The sequence below is a fragment of the Streptomyces sp. CT34 genome, from assembly GCF_000805335.1.
In the GTDB taxonomy this organism is placed as follows: Bacteria; Actinomycetota; Actinomycetes; order Streptomycetales; family Streptomycetaceae; genus Streptomyces.
Genome location: NZ_KN708638.1, coordinates 6,205,079 through 6,219,920 on the forward strand (window position 1 = coordinate 6,205,079; position 14,842 = coordinate 6,219,920).

Genomic DNA, 14,842 nt, shown 5'->3' on the forward strand with positions numbered 1-14,842 from the left:
GAGGCGGGTATCGGGGAGGCGGGCGCGCTGGCGCTGGTCCATGACGACGACGAGCTCAACATCCATGCCGCGCTGCGCGCCCGCCGCCTCAACCCCCGGCTGCGGCTGGTCATCCGGCTCTACAACCGCAAACTCGGCCAGCATCTGGAGGAGTTGCTCGACCAGGCGGCGGCGGTCGCCGGCAGCCGCGGCGCGGACGGCGAGGAGCCGCCCCGGGCCGACGCGTCCACGACCGTGCTGTCCGACGCGGACACCGTCGCGCCCGCGCTGGTGGCCACCGCGGTCGCCGGGACCAGCAAGGTCATCGAGGCCGACGGGCTGCTGCTGCGCGCCGTGGAGCGCCCGCCGGCGCCGCCTGGCCGGGCCGCCGCGCCGGGCCTGTGCACCCTTGCCGTCCTGCCCCCGTCCGCCGGCGACCCGGCCGAAGGGGCGGCGGACGGGGACGAGGGGCCCGACCTGCTGCCGGACGACGCCACCGCCGCGGCGGCGGGCGACCGCGGCACCGTGGTCCTGGAGACCGTCTCCTACCGGGGCCGGACGCTGCGCCCGCGCCGGCTGCGCGGCCGGGGCGCGCCGCTCGCCTCGCTGTTCTCCCGGCGGCTGCGCTGGTCGCTCGCCGGCATCGTCGGCGCGGTGCTGGCGCTGGCCGTCGCCGCGTCCCTGACGTCCCACGTACCGCCGCTGCACGCCGCCTACCTGACGCTGCTGGACCTGTTCGCCATCAACGACCCGGCGATCGACCAGCCGCTGCCGCGCAAGATCCTCCAGCTGCTGTCCGGGCTGGTCGGCCTGCTGCTGCTCCCGGTACTGGTCGCGGCGGCGTTCGAGGGGCTGGGCACCTTCCGCAGCGCCTCCGCGCTGCGCCGCCCGCCGCGCGGGCTGTCCGGACACGTGGTGCTGCTGGGGCTCGGCAAGATCGGCACCCGGGTGCTGGCCCGGCTGCACGAGATGGGCATCCCGGTGGTGTGCATCGAGGCCGACCCGGAGGCCCGCGGCATCGCCCTCGCACGCCGGTTGCGGATACCCACCGTATTGGGTGACGTCACACAAGAAGGCGTCCTGGAAGCCGCGTTGGCCGACCGGGCCCGCACCCTGCTGGCGCTGACGAGTGAGGACACCACCAACCTGGAGGCCGCCCTCTATGCCCGGTCGGTCAACCCCCGGCTGCGGGTGACCCTGCGCCTCTTCGACGACGGGTTCGCGTACGCCGTCTACCGCACCCTGCGCGCCGCCCACCCCGGGGCGCGGACCCGCAGCCGCAGCGTCACGTTCCTCGCGGCGCCCGCCTTCGCCGGGGCGATGATGGGCCGGCAGATCCTGGGTGCCGTCCCCGTGGAGCGGCGGGTGCTGCTGGTCGCCCGGGTCGAGGTACGCGGCCATGCCGCCCTGGAGGGCCGCACGCTCGGCGAGGTGCTGCGTCCTGGACGGCTGCGGGTGCTGGCCGTCGACACCTCCGCGCCCGACGATCCGGAGGCGGACGCGGCGGCCGGTGCGCCCCAGCCGGGTGCGGAGAGCGCGCCGGCGCTCCTGGCGCACGAGCTGGGCGACGGCTATGTGCTGCGCCCGCAGGACCGGGTGCTGCTGGCCGCGACCCGGGAGGGGCTGGGAGAGCTGCCGTCCCGGCACCCGCGGACGGCCGGCGCCGCGGGGGAGTAGGGCAGGCCCGCGGCCCGTGAACCGCGCCACGGGCCGGCCGGGACGGATACCCCGCGACAACGGCGCCCCCGTACGTGTGATGTGCGGGTATCGTGCAGATCCTGCGCTTCCAGTGCGCGGCCCGGCAAGCCCGTGCAGCGGAACCCACCCTTGCCCTATTACCCCTTTCGGTGGTGGGTGGTCGAGAGTCTTGACGAACCCTTAGCATTCCTCGGGTGTCCAAACTGACCGACGTGCCCAAACGGATCTTGATCGGGCGCGCACTGCGCAGCGACCGGCTGGCGGAGACCCTTCTCCCCAAGCGCATCGCACTCCCCGTCTTCGCCTCCGACCCGCTCTCCTCCGTGGCCTACGCGCCGGGCGAGGTGCTGCTCGTCCTGTCCGTGGCCGGAGTGTCCGCGTACAGCTTCAGCCCCTGGATCGCCGTCGCGGTCGTGGTGCTGATGTTCACCGTCGTCGCGTCATACCGGCAGAACGTGCACGCCTACCCGAGCGGCGGCGGCGACTACGAGGTCGCCACCACCAACCTCGGTCCCAAGGCCGGCCTGACCGTCGCCAGTGCGCTCCTGGTCGACTACGTCCTGACCGTCGCGGTCTCCATCGCCTCCGGCGTGGAGAACCTCGGCTCCGCCGTCCCCTTCGTCGTCGAGCACAAGACCCTCAGCGCGATCGTGATCATCGTGCTGCTGACGCTGATGAACCTCCGCGGCGTCAGGGAATCCGGCAAGCTCTTCGCCATCCCCACCTACGTCTTCGTCGCCGGCGTCTTCATCATGATCGCCTGGGGCGCGATCCGCGGCCTGATCCTGGGCGACACCATGCGCGCCCCCACCGCCGGCCTCACCATCCACCCCGAACAGGGCGGCCTGGCCGGCTTCGCGTTGATCTTGCTGCTGCTGCGCGCCTTCTCCTCCGGCTGCGCCGCGCTCACCGGCGTCGAGGCGATCTCCAACGGCGTGCCCGCCTTCCGCAAGCCGAAGTCCAGGAACGCCGCGACCACCCTCGCCCTCATGGGCGGGCTGGCCGTCACCATGTTCTGCGGCATCATCGCGCTGGCCATGACCACCCACGTCAGGATGGCCGAGAACCCCGCCACCGACCTGCTCAGCAACGGCCGGCCGATCGGCTCCGGATACACCCAGAACCCGGTCATCTCGCAGGTCGCCGAGGCGGTCTTCGGCAAGGGCAGCTTCCTGTTCGTCGTCCTCGCCGCGGCCACCGCCCTGGTCCTCTTCCTGGCCGCCAACACCGCCTACAACGGCTTTCCGCTGCTCGGCTCGATCCTCGCCCAGGACCGCTACCTGCCCCGCCAGCTGCACACCCGCGGCGACCGGCTGGCCTTCTCCAACGGCATCGTCCTGCTCGCCGGCGCCGCCACCGTCCTCGTCTACCTCTACGGCGCGGACTCCACCCGCCTCATCCAGCTCTACATCGTCGGCGTCTTCGTCTCCTTCACCCTCAGCCAGACCGGCATGGTCCGGCACTGGAACCGCCACCTGCTGACCGAGAAGGACCCGGCCAAGCGCCGCCGCATGCACCGCTCCCGCGCCATCAACGCCTTCGGTGCCTTCTTCACCGGCCTGGTCCTGGTCGTCGTCCTGCTCACCAAGTTCACCCACGGCGCCTGGGTGGCCCTCCTCGGCATGGTCATCTTCTTCGTCACCATGACCGCCATCCGCCGCCACTACGACCGGGTCGCCGACGAGCTCGCCGCCGAGGACACTCCGGACGACGAGGTCGTACGCCCCTCCCGGGTGCACTCCCTCGTCCTCGTCTCCAAGGTGCACAAGCCCACCCTGCGCGCCCTGAACTACGCCAAGCTGATGCGCTCCGACACCCTCGAAGCGGTCAGCGTCGACGTCGACCAGGCCGACACCCGGGCGCTGCGCGCCGAGTGGGAGCGGCGCGGTATCGAGGTCCCCCTCAAGGTCCTCGCCTCCCCGTACCGCGAGATCACCCGGCCGATCATCGACCACGTCAAGTCGCTGCGCCGCGAGAGCCCGCGCGACGCCGTCTCCGTCTACATCCCCGAGTACGTCGTCGGCCACTGGTACGAGCACCTGCTCCACAACCAGTCCGCGCTGCGCCTCAAGGGACGCCTCCTCTTCACCCCCGGCGTCATGGTCACCTCCGTGCCCTGGCAGCTGGACTCCTCCGAGGCCGCCAAGAAGCGCGCCCGCAAGCGCGCGGAATGGAACGCCCCGGGTGCGGTGCGCCGCGGCCCGGTCGTCCAGCCGAAGAAGGAGAAGAAGGAGAAGGAGAAGAAGGAACAGGCCGCCGCCAGGAAGTAGCGCCCGGGCCGTGGCACCGCCCGCCGGTGCCGCGCGCCCCGGCCCCTTCACCGGAGCCGGGCACCCCGCGAGGGGACGTAGAATTGACGGCTGGCCTCCGCCCGGAGGCCGGCCGTACCGCCTTCTCGACCCACCCCAGGAGCTCGTCCGCCATGCAGCCGGAACCCAAGAAGTCGCTGGTCGGCGAGGAGTACGAGGTCGAGGTCGGCCCGGTCGCCCACGGCGGCCACTGCATCGCCCGCACGGAAGCCGGCCAGGTCCTCTTCGTGCGGCACGCACTGCCCGGTGAGCGCGTCATCGCCCGCGTCACCGACGGCGAGGAGGGCGCCCGCTTCCTGCGCACCGACGCCGTCGAGATCCTCACCCCCTCCAAGGACCGCGTCGAGGCGCCCTGCCCGTTCTCCGGCCCCGGCCGGTGCGGCGGCTGCGACTGGCAGCACGCCGCGCCCGGAGCCCAGCGCCGCCTGAAGGCATCGGTCATCGCCGAGCAGCTGGCGCGGCTGGCCGGACTCACACCCGAGGAGAGCGGCTGGGACGGCACCGTCGAGCCCGCCCCCGGGGACAAGGTGGCCAAGGGCGAGGTCCCGGCCTGGCGCACCCGCGTCCAGTACGCAGTCGACGCCGAAGGCCGCCCCGGACTCCGCAAGCACCGCTCGCACGACATCGAGCCGGTCACCCACTGCATGATCGCCGCCCCCGGTGTCACCGAACTCGGCATCGAGCAGCGCACCTGGCCGCAGATCGCCACCGTCGAGGCGATCGCCGCCACCGGCTCCCACGACCGCCAGGTCATCCTCACCCCCCGCCCCGGTGGGCGCCTTCCCATCGTCGAACTCGACAAGCCGGTCTCCGTCCTCCGGATCAACGAGAAGGACGGCGGCGTGCACCGCGTCCACGGCCGCCCCTTCGTCCGCGAACGCGCCGCCGGCCGCACCTGGCGCGTCGGCAACGGCGGCTTCTGGCAGGTACACCCGAAGGCCGCCGACCTCCTCGTCGAGGCCGTCATGCAGGGCCTGATGCCCAAGAAGGGCGATATGGCCCTCGACCTCTACTGCGGCGTCGGCCTCTTCGCCGGCGCCCTCGCCGAACGCGTCGGCGACAAGGGCGCGGTCCTCGGCATCGAATCCGGCAAGCGCGCCGTCGAGGACGCCCGCCACAACCTCCAGGACCTCGACCGGGTACGCATCGAACACGGCAAGGTCGACCAGATCCTCCCCCGCACCGGCATCACGGACGTCGACCTCGTCGTCCTCGACCCGCCCCGCGCCGGCGCCGGCAAGAAGACCGTCCACCACCTCGCCTCGCTCACCCCGCGCCGCATCGCCTACGTCGCCTGCGACCCGGCCGCCCTCGCCCGCGACCTCAACTACTTCCGCGAGGCGGGCTATTCACCGCGGCGGATGCGGGCGTTCGATCTCTTTCCGATGACCCATCATGTGGAGTGCGTCGCGATCCTTGAGCCCGCTGGAAAGGGCCGCTGACCTGCGGTTTCGTGTGGTGTGCGTTATGGGCGTTGTGTGCGTTACGGGCGATATCTTGACGCATATTCGACGCACGTGACGCACGTTTGACGCACGTCCTGACGGTGCGTCAAGGTCTCTTGTGTGCAGGATCGCCTGTTCAGACTCGGACTCGGACTGAACAGGCACGGAAACGGCCTGCGGTCCGGGTCGCTGCGTGTTCGGCAGCCGCAGACCTGAGTCGGGGCCGGGCGTCGCGCCGCCGCTCGTCCCGGAGTCCAACTGGTCAAGCGGGGAGAGCCGGTTGGCGCCTGGGGGCCAAGGGGGCCTGTCGTGGTCTTCTGCCGTGTTCGGCGGTGGGGGCGGGGCGTGGTGCGTGCCGCGCGGTAGCCCTGGGCCGGTGTCGGCGGAGGGCCCGTCAGGCGGTTGCCTACCGTCGTACGGGGCGCGGTAGGGGTGTCAGCATCCTTGGCTCGTAGTGCAGTTGGCTGTCTGTGGCGCGGTCGGTGAGGCGGTTGTGCTCGCGTTCGACGTGGTCGTGCGTCCGCTTGCCGCGGTGTCTTGCGGGGCCTGGTGCGGGTCGATGGGTGTCGGGTTCGCGCGTTGCCTGTAGGCGAATACCGTAATACGGTATTCGCCTACAGTGGACCGGAGTTGATCGGTGCCCGGTCGCGCGAACAGTCGTAAAGGGCGGGGAGTTGGACGACGCGCGGGTACGCAGGTTTGCCGCACCTCTGCGGGAGCAGGTCGTCGATCTGCTGCGGGAAGCCATCGTGGCGGGCGAGTTCGCGCCGGGGGAGCGGTTGGTGGAGAACCGGCTGTGTGCGCGGTTCGAGGTCAGCCGGACCGTGATCCGCGAGGCGTTGCGGCAGTTGGAGTCCGAGGGCCTGGTCGCCATGGTGCCCAACCGCGGGCCGCGAGTCGCCGTGCTCAGCGCGGAGCAGGCCCGCTCCCTGTTCGAGGTGCGCGGCGCGTTGGAGGGGCTTGCCGGGGCGCTGTTCGCGGAGCATGCCACCGACGAGCAGTGCGCCGGGCTCGAATCCGCCCTGGATCTCGTGCGCGAGGCCCTGGCCGGTGATGACGCGCGAGAGCGGCTGCGGGCCAAGGATGCGTACTACGCGGCCCTGCTCGCCGGTACCCGCAACAGTGTCGTGCCGGTGATGTTGCGTACCGTGCAGGCTCGCGTCCAGCAGCTGCGCGGCTTCTCCCTCGGCGCGCCGGGGCGGGCCGGGGAGTCCGTCGCCGAGTTGGCGCGGATCACCGAGGCGGCCGCGCGCGAGCGCGATCCCGAAGCGGCGCGCGCCGCCTGCGAACAACACGTCCGGGCCGCGGCCCAGGTCGCCCTCGCCGAAATGGCGCGCCGCCGTGCCACATGACGCCCCCACCCCGCACCCCCATCACCGCATCCCCCAACATCTACCTGTCGGGGTTATCGATGCCTGAAAACGGAGTCGACTTCCTGGACCCCCGCTGGCGCCGGCGCTGGCGGCAGGCACTCCGGGAGAGCACGGAACTCGCACACATCGGCCGCTGGTGCCATCTCGGCCTGGTACTGGGCAGTCCCGCCGGCACCAGGGCCTTACGCCTGGAAAGGGCACGGATCGTCGAGGACGCCGAACTCCCCGGCCCTGACTGGCCGGAGAGACTGGAGCTGTACGGATCGCAGCGTGCCTGGGCGGCCTTTCTGGCGCCCGTGCCGCCGCCGTTCCACAACGACCTGCCTGCGCTGGACCGCAGGCAGGAGGACTTCGAAGTTCGATCGGGACGTGAGGTGATGGTACGTCATCTCCGCTCGCCCCAACTGGTTTTCGAGTGCGCTCGTCAGGTCGGGCGGGGGGTGTGAGCGTGGCCGTTTTCGAGGAGAGCGTCGGCCGGTATGTGCACCTGGACATCGGCGGGCGCGACCACCGGCTCTTCTTCGAGGAGGCGGGCGCCGGCATGCCGCTGCTGTGCCTGCACACCGCCGGATCGGACGCCCGGCAGTACCGCCACCTGTTGGCCGACCCCGAAGTGACCCGACGCTTCCGGGTGATCGCCTTCGACCTGCCGTGGCACGGCCGTTCGCTGCCGCCGGACGGCTGGTGGCACCAGGAGTACCTGCTCACCACCGAGCGCTACGTGGAGACCGTGCTCGCCTTCCTGGCCGCGCTGGAGTTGGACCGGCCGATCCTGCTGGGCTGCTCGATGGCGGGGGTCCTGGTGCTCGAACTGGCCCGCCGGCACGGTCCGCGCCTCGGCGGTGTGATCGGGGTGTCCGGGGCGACCACGTACCGGGGCAGGTTCGAGGACTGGTCGCTGCGGCCGGACCTCAACGCCCAGCAGTCGGTGGCTTCCTGGACCTATGGATTGATGGCCCCGCAGAGCCCGGAGAGCGCCCGGCGCGAGGTCTGGTGGGGGTACAGCCAGGGCGGCCCGGGCGTCTACCGCGGCGACACCTACTTCTTCAGCGAGGATCTCGACCTGCGCGGGCGCGAGTTGGAGATCGACACCGAGGTGTGCCCGGTGCACCTGCTCACCGGGGAGTACGACCACGCCTGCACCCCCGAGGGGACCGAGGCGACGGTGCGCGCGATGCCGGGCGCGACCGGCGGGCGCATGCCGAGCCTCGGCCACTTCCCGATGACGGAGAACTACCCGCTCTTCCGCACCCATCTGATCCCCGCGCTCACCGAGTTGGCCGGGCGACGCACGCCAGGAGAGGAACCGACCCCATGACCGACGCCGCCGAGCAACACAAGCAGGAGTACATCGACGAGATGGCCCGCACCCGCGGCTACGTCCTGCCCTACCACAAGGTGATGGCCAAGCAGGACTTCGAGGTGCTCAGGGCCGCCAACGGCCTGGTCTCCGCGGCCTACCTGGAGCAGCGCACCCTGGACCGCAGGACCAAGGAGCTGATCTTCATCGTCAGCCTCACCGTGCTGCGGGCCGGCCGCGGCCACATCCAAAGCCACATCCGCGTGGCCCTCGACGTCGGGGTCTCCCCCCAGGAGATCCTGGAAGCGATCGAGATCGCCCTGCCGGAGGCCGGGATCGTCGCCTTCCAGGAGGGTTTCGAGGCGTGGCGCGAGGTGGTCGGCGCGGACGGCATCGAGCCGACCGTCGCCGCACACGACGCGGGATAGCCGCGGTCACGTTGCCGCGCCGCCCCGCAACAGGCGGTCGAGGAACTGCTGCCGCCGGGCGAGCCTCGCGTAGTTCCGGGAGAGCCGGAGCAGCGCGGAGCGCTCGGCGGCGTGGTCGGCGTCGGGGCCTGAGCCGACCGAGGGCGCCGGCTCTGCGGCGGGTGCGGGCGGCACGGTGGGGCGCGCCCGCAGCGCCTGCAGCAGGACGCGGGCGGACTGTACGGAACCGTCCGGCCGCAGATCCGCCTGGAGCGCGACGAGGCCGTCCTGGATCTCGACGAGTCGCCGGTAGAGCTTGTACTCCGCGGTCCCCACCGCCTGACCGGGCGGGGAGAGGGCGATGGCCGGATTGCGGCTGTAGAGGTCGCCCCACAGGCGGCCGAGCCGACGGTAATGGTGGTAGGCGCGTAGCCGGTTGAGGCGCCGGGAGAGGGGCGGACCCCAGATCGGGATGGTCAGGCCGAGCAGCATCATGGACGTGCCCAGACTCAGCATCTCCGGGCTGAAGATCTGCCACGCCGTGGTCAGGTTCCCGAGCGAGGCGCCGAAGATGGACAGCGCGCGCAGCACGCACACGGACAGATGCACCAACGCCCCGCAGGCGGTGAGCACCAGTCCGCAGCGGATCCAGGGCGGGCCGGCCAACCGCGCGTAGCCCAGGCTGCACACGGCCACCCGGATCAGGCCGAAGCCCAGCGTGAAGAGGAAGTAGAGCATGTAGACGGCGTGCCCGACGAACCCGTCGAAGACCGTGTAGGTGGGCACCGGGTTCTCCGGCAGGCCGGGCGTCAGTAGCCACAGCGCCGCCATCACGGTGGCCGCGCCCAGCGCGATCAGGGTCCACCTGCGGACGTGGGCGCGCCCCTCGCCGGGTTCGGCACACCAGAGGTTGAGCAGGATCAGCACCGAGGCGGTCCACGCCACCCCGTTGCTGATGTCGATGATCAGCCGGGCGAGGTCGGGGAGCCCGACGGCGTGGTCGAAGGCCACGTAGACGGCCGGGACGTTGAGGGTGAAGGCCGTGCCCTTGAAGACGAAGGAACACAGCAGTGTGATCGAGGCCGGAGAGGTGTGGCCGGCGAGGATCCGGCGGGCGCGGTCGAGCGTGCACAGCCAACACAGGGCCGCGACGGAGGAGTAGAGGAGATTGACGCAGTGCAGGTCATGGCGAGCGGAAAGGGCGGACATCGCGCGCCCCCTACCGGTCGCCCAGCTCGCGGTCGTCGGGTGCGAGCGATTGCAGCACCCGTTCGAGCAGCCGGTCCGTGGTGGGGCCGGGAAGCCGGCCGCTGCGGCTGGTGCGTTCGCCGAGCAGGGAGGCCATCATCTCGGCCTCGGCTTCCTGGCGGTCTTCGTAGCTGGTCCGGCCCAGAGTCCGGATCGGCCCGTGACCCGCGTCCGCGGCGTGGCCCTTGTGGTCGCAGATGACGTGGCTCAGCTCGTGCAGTATCACGTGCTCGCGGTGGAGTCGGGGGGTGCCGGGCCGGAAGACGACGTAGTCGACCTCGTCGGTGGAGACCAACATGCCATGCACCGTGGTGCTGTTCAGCTCGAACGGCACCAGTTCGATCACCCGGCCGCTTAACTCCTGGGCGGCCAACAGGATTTCGTCGATGTCGCGGGCCTGGTCCAAGCCGAGTTCACGGAGCCGCTGCGAGCACCGCTCGTGCACTCGGCGCAGGCGTTCACGACCTGAGCGTCTGGCGCGCAGCCCGGCGCTGAGCTTCATTCGGCTTCCTGATCGCCGGAGACGGGCGGGAGCCCCTGCAACTGCCGTACGTGGTCCAGGACCGCGGCGACGGCCTTGAGCCCGTCGTCGTTGACGCCTACCGCACGCAGCATGATGGAGCGCATGCCGGCCTGGTTGAGTTGTGGAAGCGCGGCGATCTCGTGCTCAAGGGTGGTTGGCGCCTGGGTGTCGGTGAGCCGCGAGACCGGGACCCCGAAGAACTCGGCGAGCCCGGTGAGGAGTTCGATCGACGGTCGGCTGCGCTTGCCGGTGCGCAGCGCGGACAGATACGCGCCGCTCACCTTGACCTTGGGATGGTGGGTCTTGATCTGGGCGGCCACCTCGTCGTTGGTCCACGGTCTACCGTCGGGACGGCCGGATCTGAACAGGGCGTCGATCCGTTCGGCCAAGCTGGGTTGCGCGCTCAGATCTGTCACGGATCCAGTGAACCATCGTCAAACCCGCCAGATCGACCGGTGGTTGAAAGCAATCGCTGTGACTCGTCTTACAGTTGACAAGGCGAGCCGAGGGGCGGAAGTGTCGACCTCATCAACTGCTGGTCGAGTGGGATCAACTGCTGGTTGCAATGGCGCGACAGGCAGTCTGCCCACCAACGGCCTGCCCCGTTCGCATACGACCGATGCCGACAGGGCGGGCCGTGGCATTGAGGGGGAAACGCATGTCCATCGTGATCCAGGTCGCCTGGCTCGCGCTGATCGCATCGATCGAGATCATCGCGACCCAGTGGGACCGACTGGTGCGCGGCCACGTCCGAAAGGTGCGCAACCTCGCCTTCACCGTCATCAACCACCTGGTCATCCCGATAGCGACAGTCACCGTCACGCACCTGTGCCAGCCGCGGATCGGCACCCACTGGATCGCCGGGCTGCCGGTACTGCCAGGCATCGTGCTGACGGTGGTGGTGCTCGACTTCGCCGGGTACTGGTTCCACCGGTTCAGTCACCGCAACCTCTTCCTGTGGCGGTTCCATCAAATCCACCACCTGGACGAGGACTTCGACGCCACCACGGGCGCCCGGGTACACACCGTCGAAGAAGTCATGCACCAGATCGTGCTGATCGTCATCGCCGTGGCGCTGGGCGCTCCGTCGTCCTACTTCACCGCCTTCGCCACGCTCGCGTTCATCATGGCGATCTTCCACCACTGCAATGTCGCCATTCCGTGGAAGGTGGAACGGGTGCTGCGCACCGTCGTCTTCACCCCGGCCCTCCACGTGCCGCACCACAACGACGACATCGTCAACACCGACACCAACTTCGGCTTCATCTTCCCCTGGTGGGACCGGATGTTCGGCAGCTACAACACGGCCCGACGGACGCCCCAGTGGCGCATCGGCCTGGACTACTCGCACGACCTGTCGCTCCACCGCCTGATACTCCAACCCTTCCTCCCCAGGCAACTCAAGGAGACGGCCACCCCGCCGACCCCGAACACCACCTACGAAACGGTCGGCCAGGCGGCCGTCCGGCCGGAGGAGAAGACGGCATGATGCTCTCCGTTCCGGCCATGCTGATGCGCGGCGGCACCTCCAAGGGGCTCTACCTGACCCGGGAGGCCGTCGACGACACCGGAGTCCCGCCGGAGGTCTTACTTCCGGCCCTGCTCGGCTCGCCCGACCCCCGGCAGATCGACGGGATCGGTGGGGCGCAGACAACCACCAGCAAGGTGGCCATCATCGAGCCGTCCACCAGGCCCGGCATCGACGTGGACTACCTGTTCGCCCAGGTGGACATCGCCACCGACACCGTCGACTGGACCCCCACCTGCGGCAACCTGCTGACCGGCGTCGGCGCGTTCGCCATCGAGCGCGGGATGGTCCCGGTCGCCGGCGACGTCACCGAGGTGCGGGTCCACCTGGTCAACACCGGGGCCGACGTCCTCCTCACCGTCCAGACGCCCGGCGGTGCCGTGCGCTACGACGGCGAGACGGCGGTCGACGGGGTGCCCGGCGGCGCGGCGCCGGTCGGCGTGACGTTCACCGAGTTCACCGGCGGCACCACCGGGTCGCTCTTCCCCACCGGCAACCCGAGGGACGTCATCGACGGCGTCGAGGTCTCCTGCGTGGACGCCGGCGTGGCCGCCGTCCTGATGCGCGCCGCCGACCTCGGCGTCACCGGTGCCGAGAGCCCGACGGAGCTCGACGCGGACCGGGCCCTGTTGGAACGGATCGAGTTCCTGCGCCGCCAGGCCGGAAAACTGATGGGAATGGGGGACGTCGCCGGCCGGGTAGTGCCCAAGGTGATGCTGCTCTCGCCCTCGGAAGACGCCACCATCCGGTCCCGGTACTTCGTACCGACCAGCTGCCACCCCGCGCACGCCGTCTCCGGGGCGGTCTGCCTGGGCTCGGCGCTCGCCATGCCCGGCACGGTGGCGCGCGACGTCGCGCCGCACGTCCCGGAGTCCGGCGACTACACGCTGGAGCACCCCAGCGGGGTGATCCGGATCGGCATCGCGGTCGACGGCGGCAGGCCGGTCGGGGCCAGCGTGGTGCGCACCGCGCGCAAGCTCTTCGACGGCATGGCCTTCGCCGAGTTGGCGCCGGCCCCGCTCGCGGTGGCGTCATGACCACGGCCGGCTGGCGGTGGACCGGATGCGTCGCGCTGACGGCCGTGTTCGGGTACGCACTGCAACGCATCGGGCTGGCCGGCGGCTGGCTGATCGGGGCCATGCTGGCGGCGGCGGTGCTCGCCTTCGGCACCGGCGGCCAGCTCGTCCCACGCAGGCAACTGGTCCGCCTGGCCCAGGGGGTGATCGGCGTGCTGACCGCACTGCCACTCACCCAGCTGCGCGGCACCGACGTCATCGGGTACCTCGGCCTGGCGGTCGTGTCGATCCTGATCACCCTCGGCATCAGCATCGGCTGCGGCCTGTGGCTGACGCGCGCCTCGGGTGGCGAGGTGACACCCAACACCGGGATCCTGGCGATGATCGCCGGAGGCGCGAGCACGGTCTCCACCATCGCCGACCAACTCGGTGCGGACCAGCGCTATGTGTCGCTCTCCCAGTACCTGCGGCTCCTGGTGGTGACGGCGACGCTCCCGGTGGTCATCCCGCTGCTCGGCGCCACCGGGGGCGTTGGCCACGCGGGCGGGCCGACGGGCGACGCACCCTGGACGGTGAGCGGAGTGATCGCGCTCGCCGTGGTGATCGTCTGCGCCGGACCGGTCGGCGAGCGGCTGAGGGTGCCCGCGCCCTACCTGCTCGCCCCGCTCCTGGTCGCGCTCGTGCTCGGCTTGGCGGCGCCCGGCGGGGCGGTGCCCCAGGTGCCGGAGGTCGTCAAGGAGGCGGCGTACGTCCTGGTGGGCTGGCAGGCCGGCGGCTCCTTCTCGCGGGCGGCGATGGCGCTGTTCGTACGGCTGCTGCCGCGCACCCTGTTGTTCATCGCGGTGACCATCGGCGGCTGCTTCGCGGTGGCCGCGGGCACCTCCGCCTGGTGCGGCATCCCGCTCACCGACGCCTACCTGGCCACCTCACCGGGCGGGATCTACGGAGTGCTCGCCATCTCGCACGACATCGGCTCGGGGCCGGTGGTGGCCACTTTGCAGGTGCTGCGCATGGTGGTGATGCTGTTGGCCGCCGTCGCACTGCCCGAGGTGATCCGCCGGGCCCAAGAACGCCGCCGGGGCGGGGGCCGCCCCGGCGGAAAACCGGTCCCCGTCCCGGACGGGTCCCGGTCAACCCCTGTGAAAGGAACGACCAGTTCATGAGTGCACGTGTCTTCGACGCCCACTTCCACATCATCGACCAGCGCTTCCCGCTGGTGGAGAACAACGGCTACCTGCCGCCCGAGTTCACCGTCACCCACTTCCAGGAGCGGGCCTCCGCCCTCAACGTGACCGGTGGAGCGGTGGTCTCCGGATCCTTCCAGGCGTTCGACCAGAGCTATCTGACCGACGCACTGCGGCAGTTGGGGCCGGGCTTCGTCGGCGTGACGCAACTGCCCGCCACAGTCACTGACGAGGAGATCGTCCGGCTGGACGCCGAAGGCGTACGCGCTGTGCGGTTCAACGTCCGCCGCGGCGGCTCCGAGACCCTCGACCAACTGGACACCCTCGCCCGCAGGGTGCACGAGGTGGCCGGCTGGCACACCGAGCTGTACATCGACGCCGCCGACCTGCCCGACCTGCACGCGACGCTGAGCGCACTGCCCTCGGTGAGCATCGACCACCTCGGCCTGACCACCGAAGGGCTGCCGCACCTGCTGCGCCTGGTGGAGACCGGCACGAGGGTCAAGGCCACCGGGTTCGGCCGCGTGGACCTCGACGTCGACGACACGGTCCGCGCCATCGTCAAGGCCAACCCGGCGGCCCTGATGTTCGGCTCCGACCTCCCCTCCACCAGGGCCCGCCGCCCCTTCGAAGACGCCGACCTGCACCGCCTCGCCGACCTGGTGGGCCCCGAGCACGTCGACGCCGTCCTCTACGGCAATGCCGCCGGGCACTACCGGATCGGGACGAATTGATCCGCGGCTGGTGAACGGGACCCGGCGGCTGGGAACGGCCGCCGGGTCCCCATGCGCCATCACCACGGCGCTGTGCAGGCTTCGGGCCGCCGTTCCGC

General features: G+C 70.9%; 14 protein-coding genes. 11 read left to right on the top strand and 3 right to left on the bottom strand.

What is annotated here, in order from left to right; genetic code table 11:
* The 7 genes from RZ84_RS27100 to RZ84_RS27130 all read left to right on the top strand — a co-directional run.
* A partial coding sequence (locus RZ84_RS27100) for an NAD-binding protein (RefSeq protein WP_241777869.1) occupies window positions 1-1,656 on the top strand: 1,656 nt, incomplete at its 5' end.
* A 215-nt stretch (window positions 1,657-1,871) separates the two neighbouring features.
* Window positions 1,872-3,947 carry an APC family permease gene (locus RZ84_RS27105; protein WP_043266583.1) on the top strand — a complete coding sequence of 692 codons (2,076 nt, stop codon included), beginning with the start codon at window positions 1,872-1,874 and terminating at the stop codon, window positions 3,945-3,947.
* Window positions 3,948-4,099: 152 nt separating this feature from the next.
* Window positions 4,100-5,428, top strand: a complete 1,329-nt coding sequence (locus tag RZ84_RS27110; RefSeq protein WP_043266585.1) for a class I SAM-dependent RNA methyltransferase — start codon at window positions 4,100-4,102, stop codon at window positions 5,426-5,428.
* A gap of 677 nt (window positions 5,429-6,105) precedes the next feature.
* Entirely contained in the window at window positions 6,106-6,783 is a 678-nt protein-coding gene (locus RZ84_RS27115) for a GntR family transcriptional regulator (protein ID WP_043266588.1), read from the top strand.
* 59 nt (window positions 6,784-6,842) lie between these two features.
* A complete protein-coding gene (locus RZ84_RS27120) occupies window positions 6,843-7,250 on the top strand; it encodes a hypothetical protein (protein WP_043266590.1) in 408 nt (135 codons plus the stop codon).
* Window positions 7,251-7,252: 2 nt separating this feature from the next.
* Window positions 7,253-8,122, top strand: coding sequence for an alpha/beta fold hydrolase (locus tag RZ84_RS27125; protein WP_043266592.1), 870 nt, complete (start codon window positions 7,253-7,255; stop codon window positions 8,120-8,122).
* Window positions 8,119-8,532, top strand: coding sequence for a carboxymuconolactone decarboxylase family protein (locus tag RZ84_RS27130; RefSeq protein WP_043266594.1), 414 nt, complete (start codon window positions 8,119-8,121; stop codon window positions 8,530-8,532). The genes RZ84_RS27125 and RZ84_RS27130 overlap by 4 nt, the downstream gene beginning before the upstream one ends.
* A 6-nt stretch (window positions 8,533-8,538) precedes the next feature.
* Here RZ84_RS27130 and RZ84_RS27135 read toward each other — a convergent pair whose 3' ends face one another.
* From RZ84_RS27135 to RZ84_RS27145, 3 genes are read right to left on the bottom strand one after another with little or no spacing between them, the layout of a single operon-like run.
* Window positions 8,539-9,720, bottom strand: coding sequence for an MAB_1171c family putative transporter (locus tag RZ84_RS27135; RefSeq protein WP_043266596.1), 1,182 nt, complete (start codon window positions 9,718-9,720; stop codon window positions 8,539-8,541).
* Between the two features lie 10 nt (window positions 9,721-9,730).
* On the bottom strand, window positions 9,731-10,261 hold the full coding sequence (locus RZ84_RS27140) for an ImmA/IrrE family metallo-endopeptidase (protein WP_043266598.1): 531 nt from the start codon (window positions 10,259-10,261) through the stop codon (window positions 9,731-9,733).
* Complete coding sequence (locus RZ84_RS27145; protein ID WP_043266600.1) at window positions 10,258-10,698, bottom strand: helix-turn-helix domain-containing protein; 441 nt, start codon at window positions 10,696-10,698, stop codon at window positions 10,258-10,260. The genes RZ84_RS27140 and RZ84_RS27145 overlap by 4 nt, the downstream gene beginning before the upstream one ends.
* A 242-nt stretch (window positions 10,699-10,940) precedes the next feature.
* Here RZ84_RS27145 and RZ84_RS35205 point away from each other — a divergent pair, with 242 nt between their 5' ends.
* The 4 genes from RZ84_RS35205 to RZ84_RS27165 are packed head-to-tail and all read left to right on the top strand — an operon-like array spanning window position 10,941 to window position 14,744.
* Window positions 10,941-11,771, top strand: a complete 831-nt coding sequence (locus RZ84_RS35205) for a sterol desaturase family protein (protein WP_052230171.1) — start codon at window positions 10,941-10,943, stop codon at window positions 11,769-11,771.
* Window positions 11,768-12,847, top strand: a complete 1,080-nt coding sequence (locus RZ84_RS27155; RefSeq protein ID WP_043266602.1) for a 2-methylaconitate cis-trans isomerase PrpF family protein — start codon at window positions 11,768-11,770, stop codon at window positions 12,845-12,847. Before RZ84_RS35205 ends, RZ84_RS27155 begins: the two co-directional genes overlap by 4 nt.
* Complete coding sequence (locus RZ84_RS27160) at window positions 12,844-13,989, top strand: AbrB family transcriptional regulator (RefSeq protein WP_052230172.1); 1,146 nt, start codon at window positions 12,844-12,846, stop codon at window positions 13,987-13,989. Before RZ84_RS27155 ends, RZ84_RS27160 begins: the two co-directional genes overlap by 4 nt.
* Window positions 13,986-14,744 (top strand): amidohydrolase family protein, encoded by a 759-nt coding sequence (locus RZ84_RS27165; RefSeq protein ID WP_043266604.1) that lies wholly within the window; start codon window positions 13,986-13,988, stop codon window positions 14,742-14,744. Before RZ84_RS27160 ends, RZ84_RS27165 begins: the two co-directional genes overlap by 4 nt.
* Window positions 14,745-14,842 lie beyond the last annotated feature (98 nt).

Bases quoted from the DNA above. Each gene is read 5' to 3' on its own strand.
- RZ84_RS27110 (WP_043266585.1), top strand. From the start codon at position 4,100: ATGCAGCCGGAACCCAAGAAGTCGCTGGTCGGCGAGGAGTACGAGGTC.
- RZ84_RS27120 (WP_043266590.1), top strand. From the start codon at position 6,843: ATGCCTGAAAACGGAGTCGACTTCCTGGACCCCCGCTGGCGCCGGCGC.
- RZ84_RS27140 (WP_043266598.1), bottom strand. From the start codon at position 10,261: ATGAAGCTCAGCGCCGGGCTGCGCGCCAGACGCTCAGGTCGTGAACGC.
- RZ84_RS27135 (WP_043266596.1), bottom strand. From the start codon at position 9,720: ATGTCCGCCCTTTCCGCTCGCCATGACCTGCACTGCGTCAATCTCCTC.
- RZ84_RS27165 (WP_043266604.1), top strand. From the start codon at position 13,986: ATGAGTGCACGTGTCTTCGACGCCCACTTCCACATCATCGACCAGCGC.
- RZ84_RS35205 (WP_052230171.1), top strand. From the start codon at position 10,941: ATGTCCATCGTGATCCAGGTCGCCTGGCTCGCGCTGATCGCATCGATC.
- RZ84_RS27160 (WP_052230172.1), top strand. From the start codon at position 12,844: ATGACCACGGCCGGCTGGCGGTGGACCGGATGCGTCGCGCTGACGGCC.
- RZ84_RS27130 (WP_043266594.1), top strand. From the start codon at position 8,119: ATGACCGACGCCGCCGAGCAACACAAGCAGGAGTACATCGACGAGATG.
- RZ84_RS27155 (WP_043266602.1), top strand. From the start codon at position 11,768: ATGATGCTCTCCGTTCCGGCCATGCTGATGCGCGGCGGCACCTCCAAG.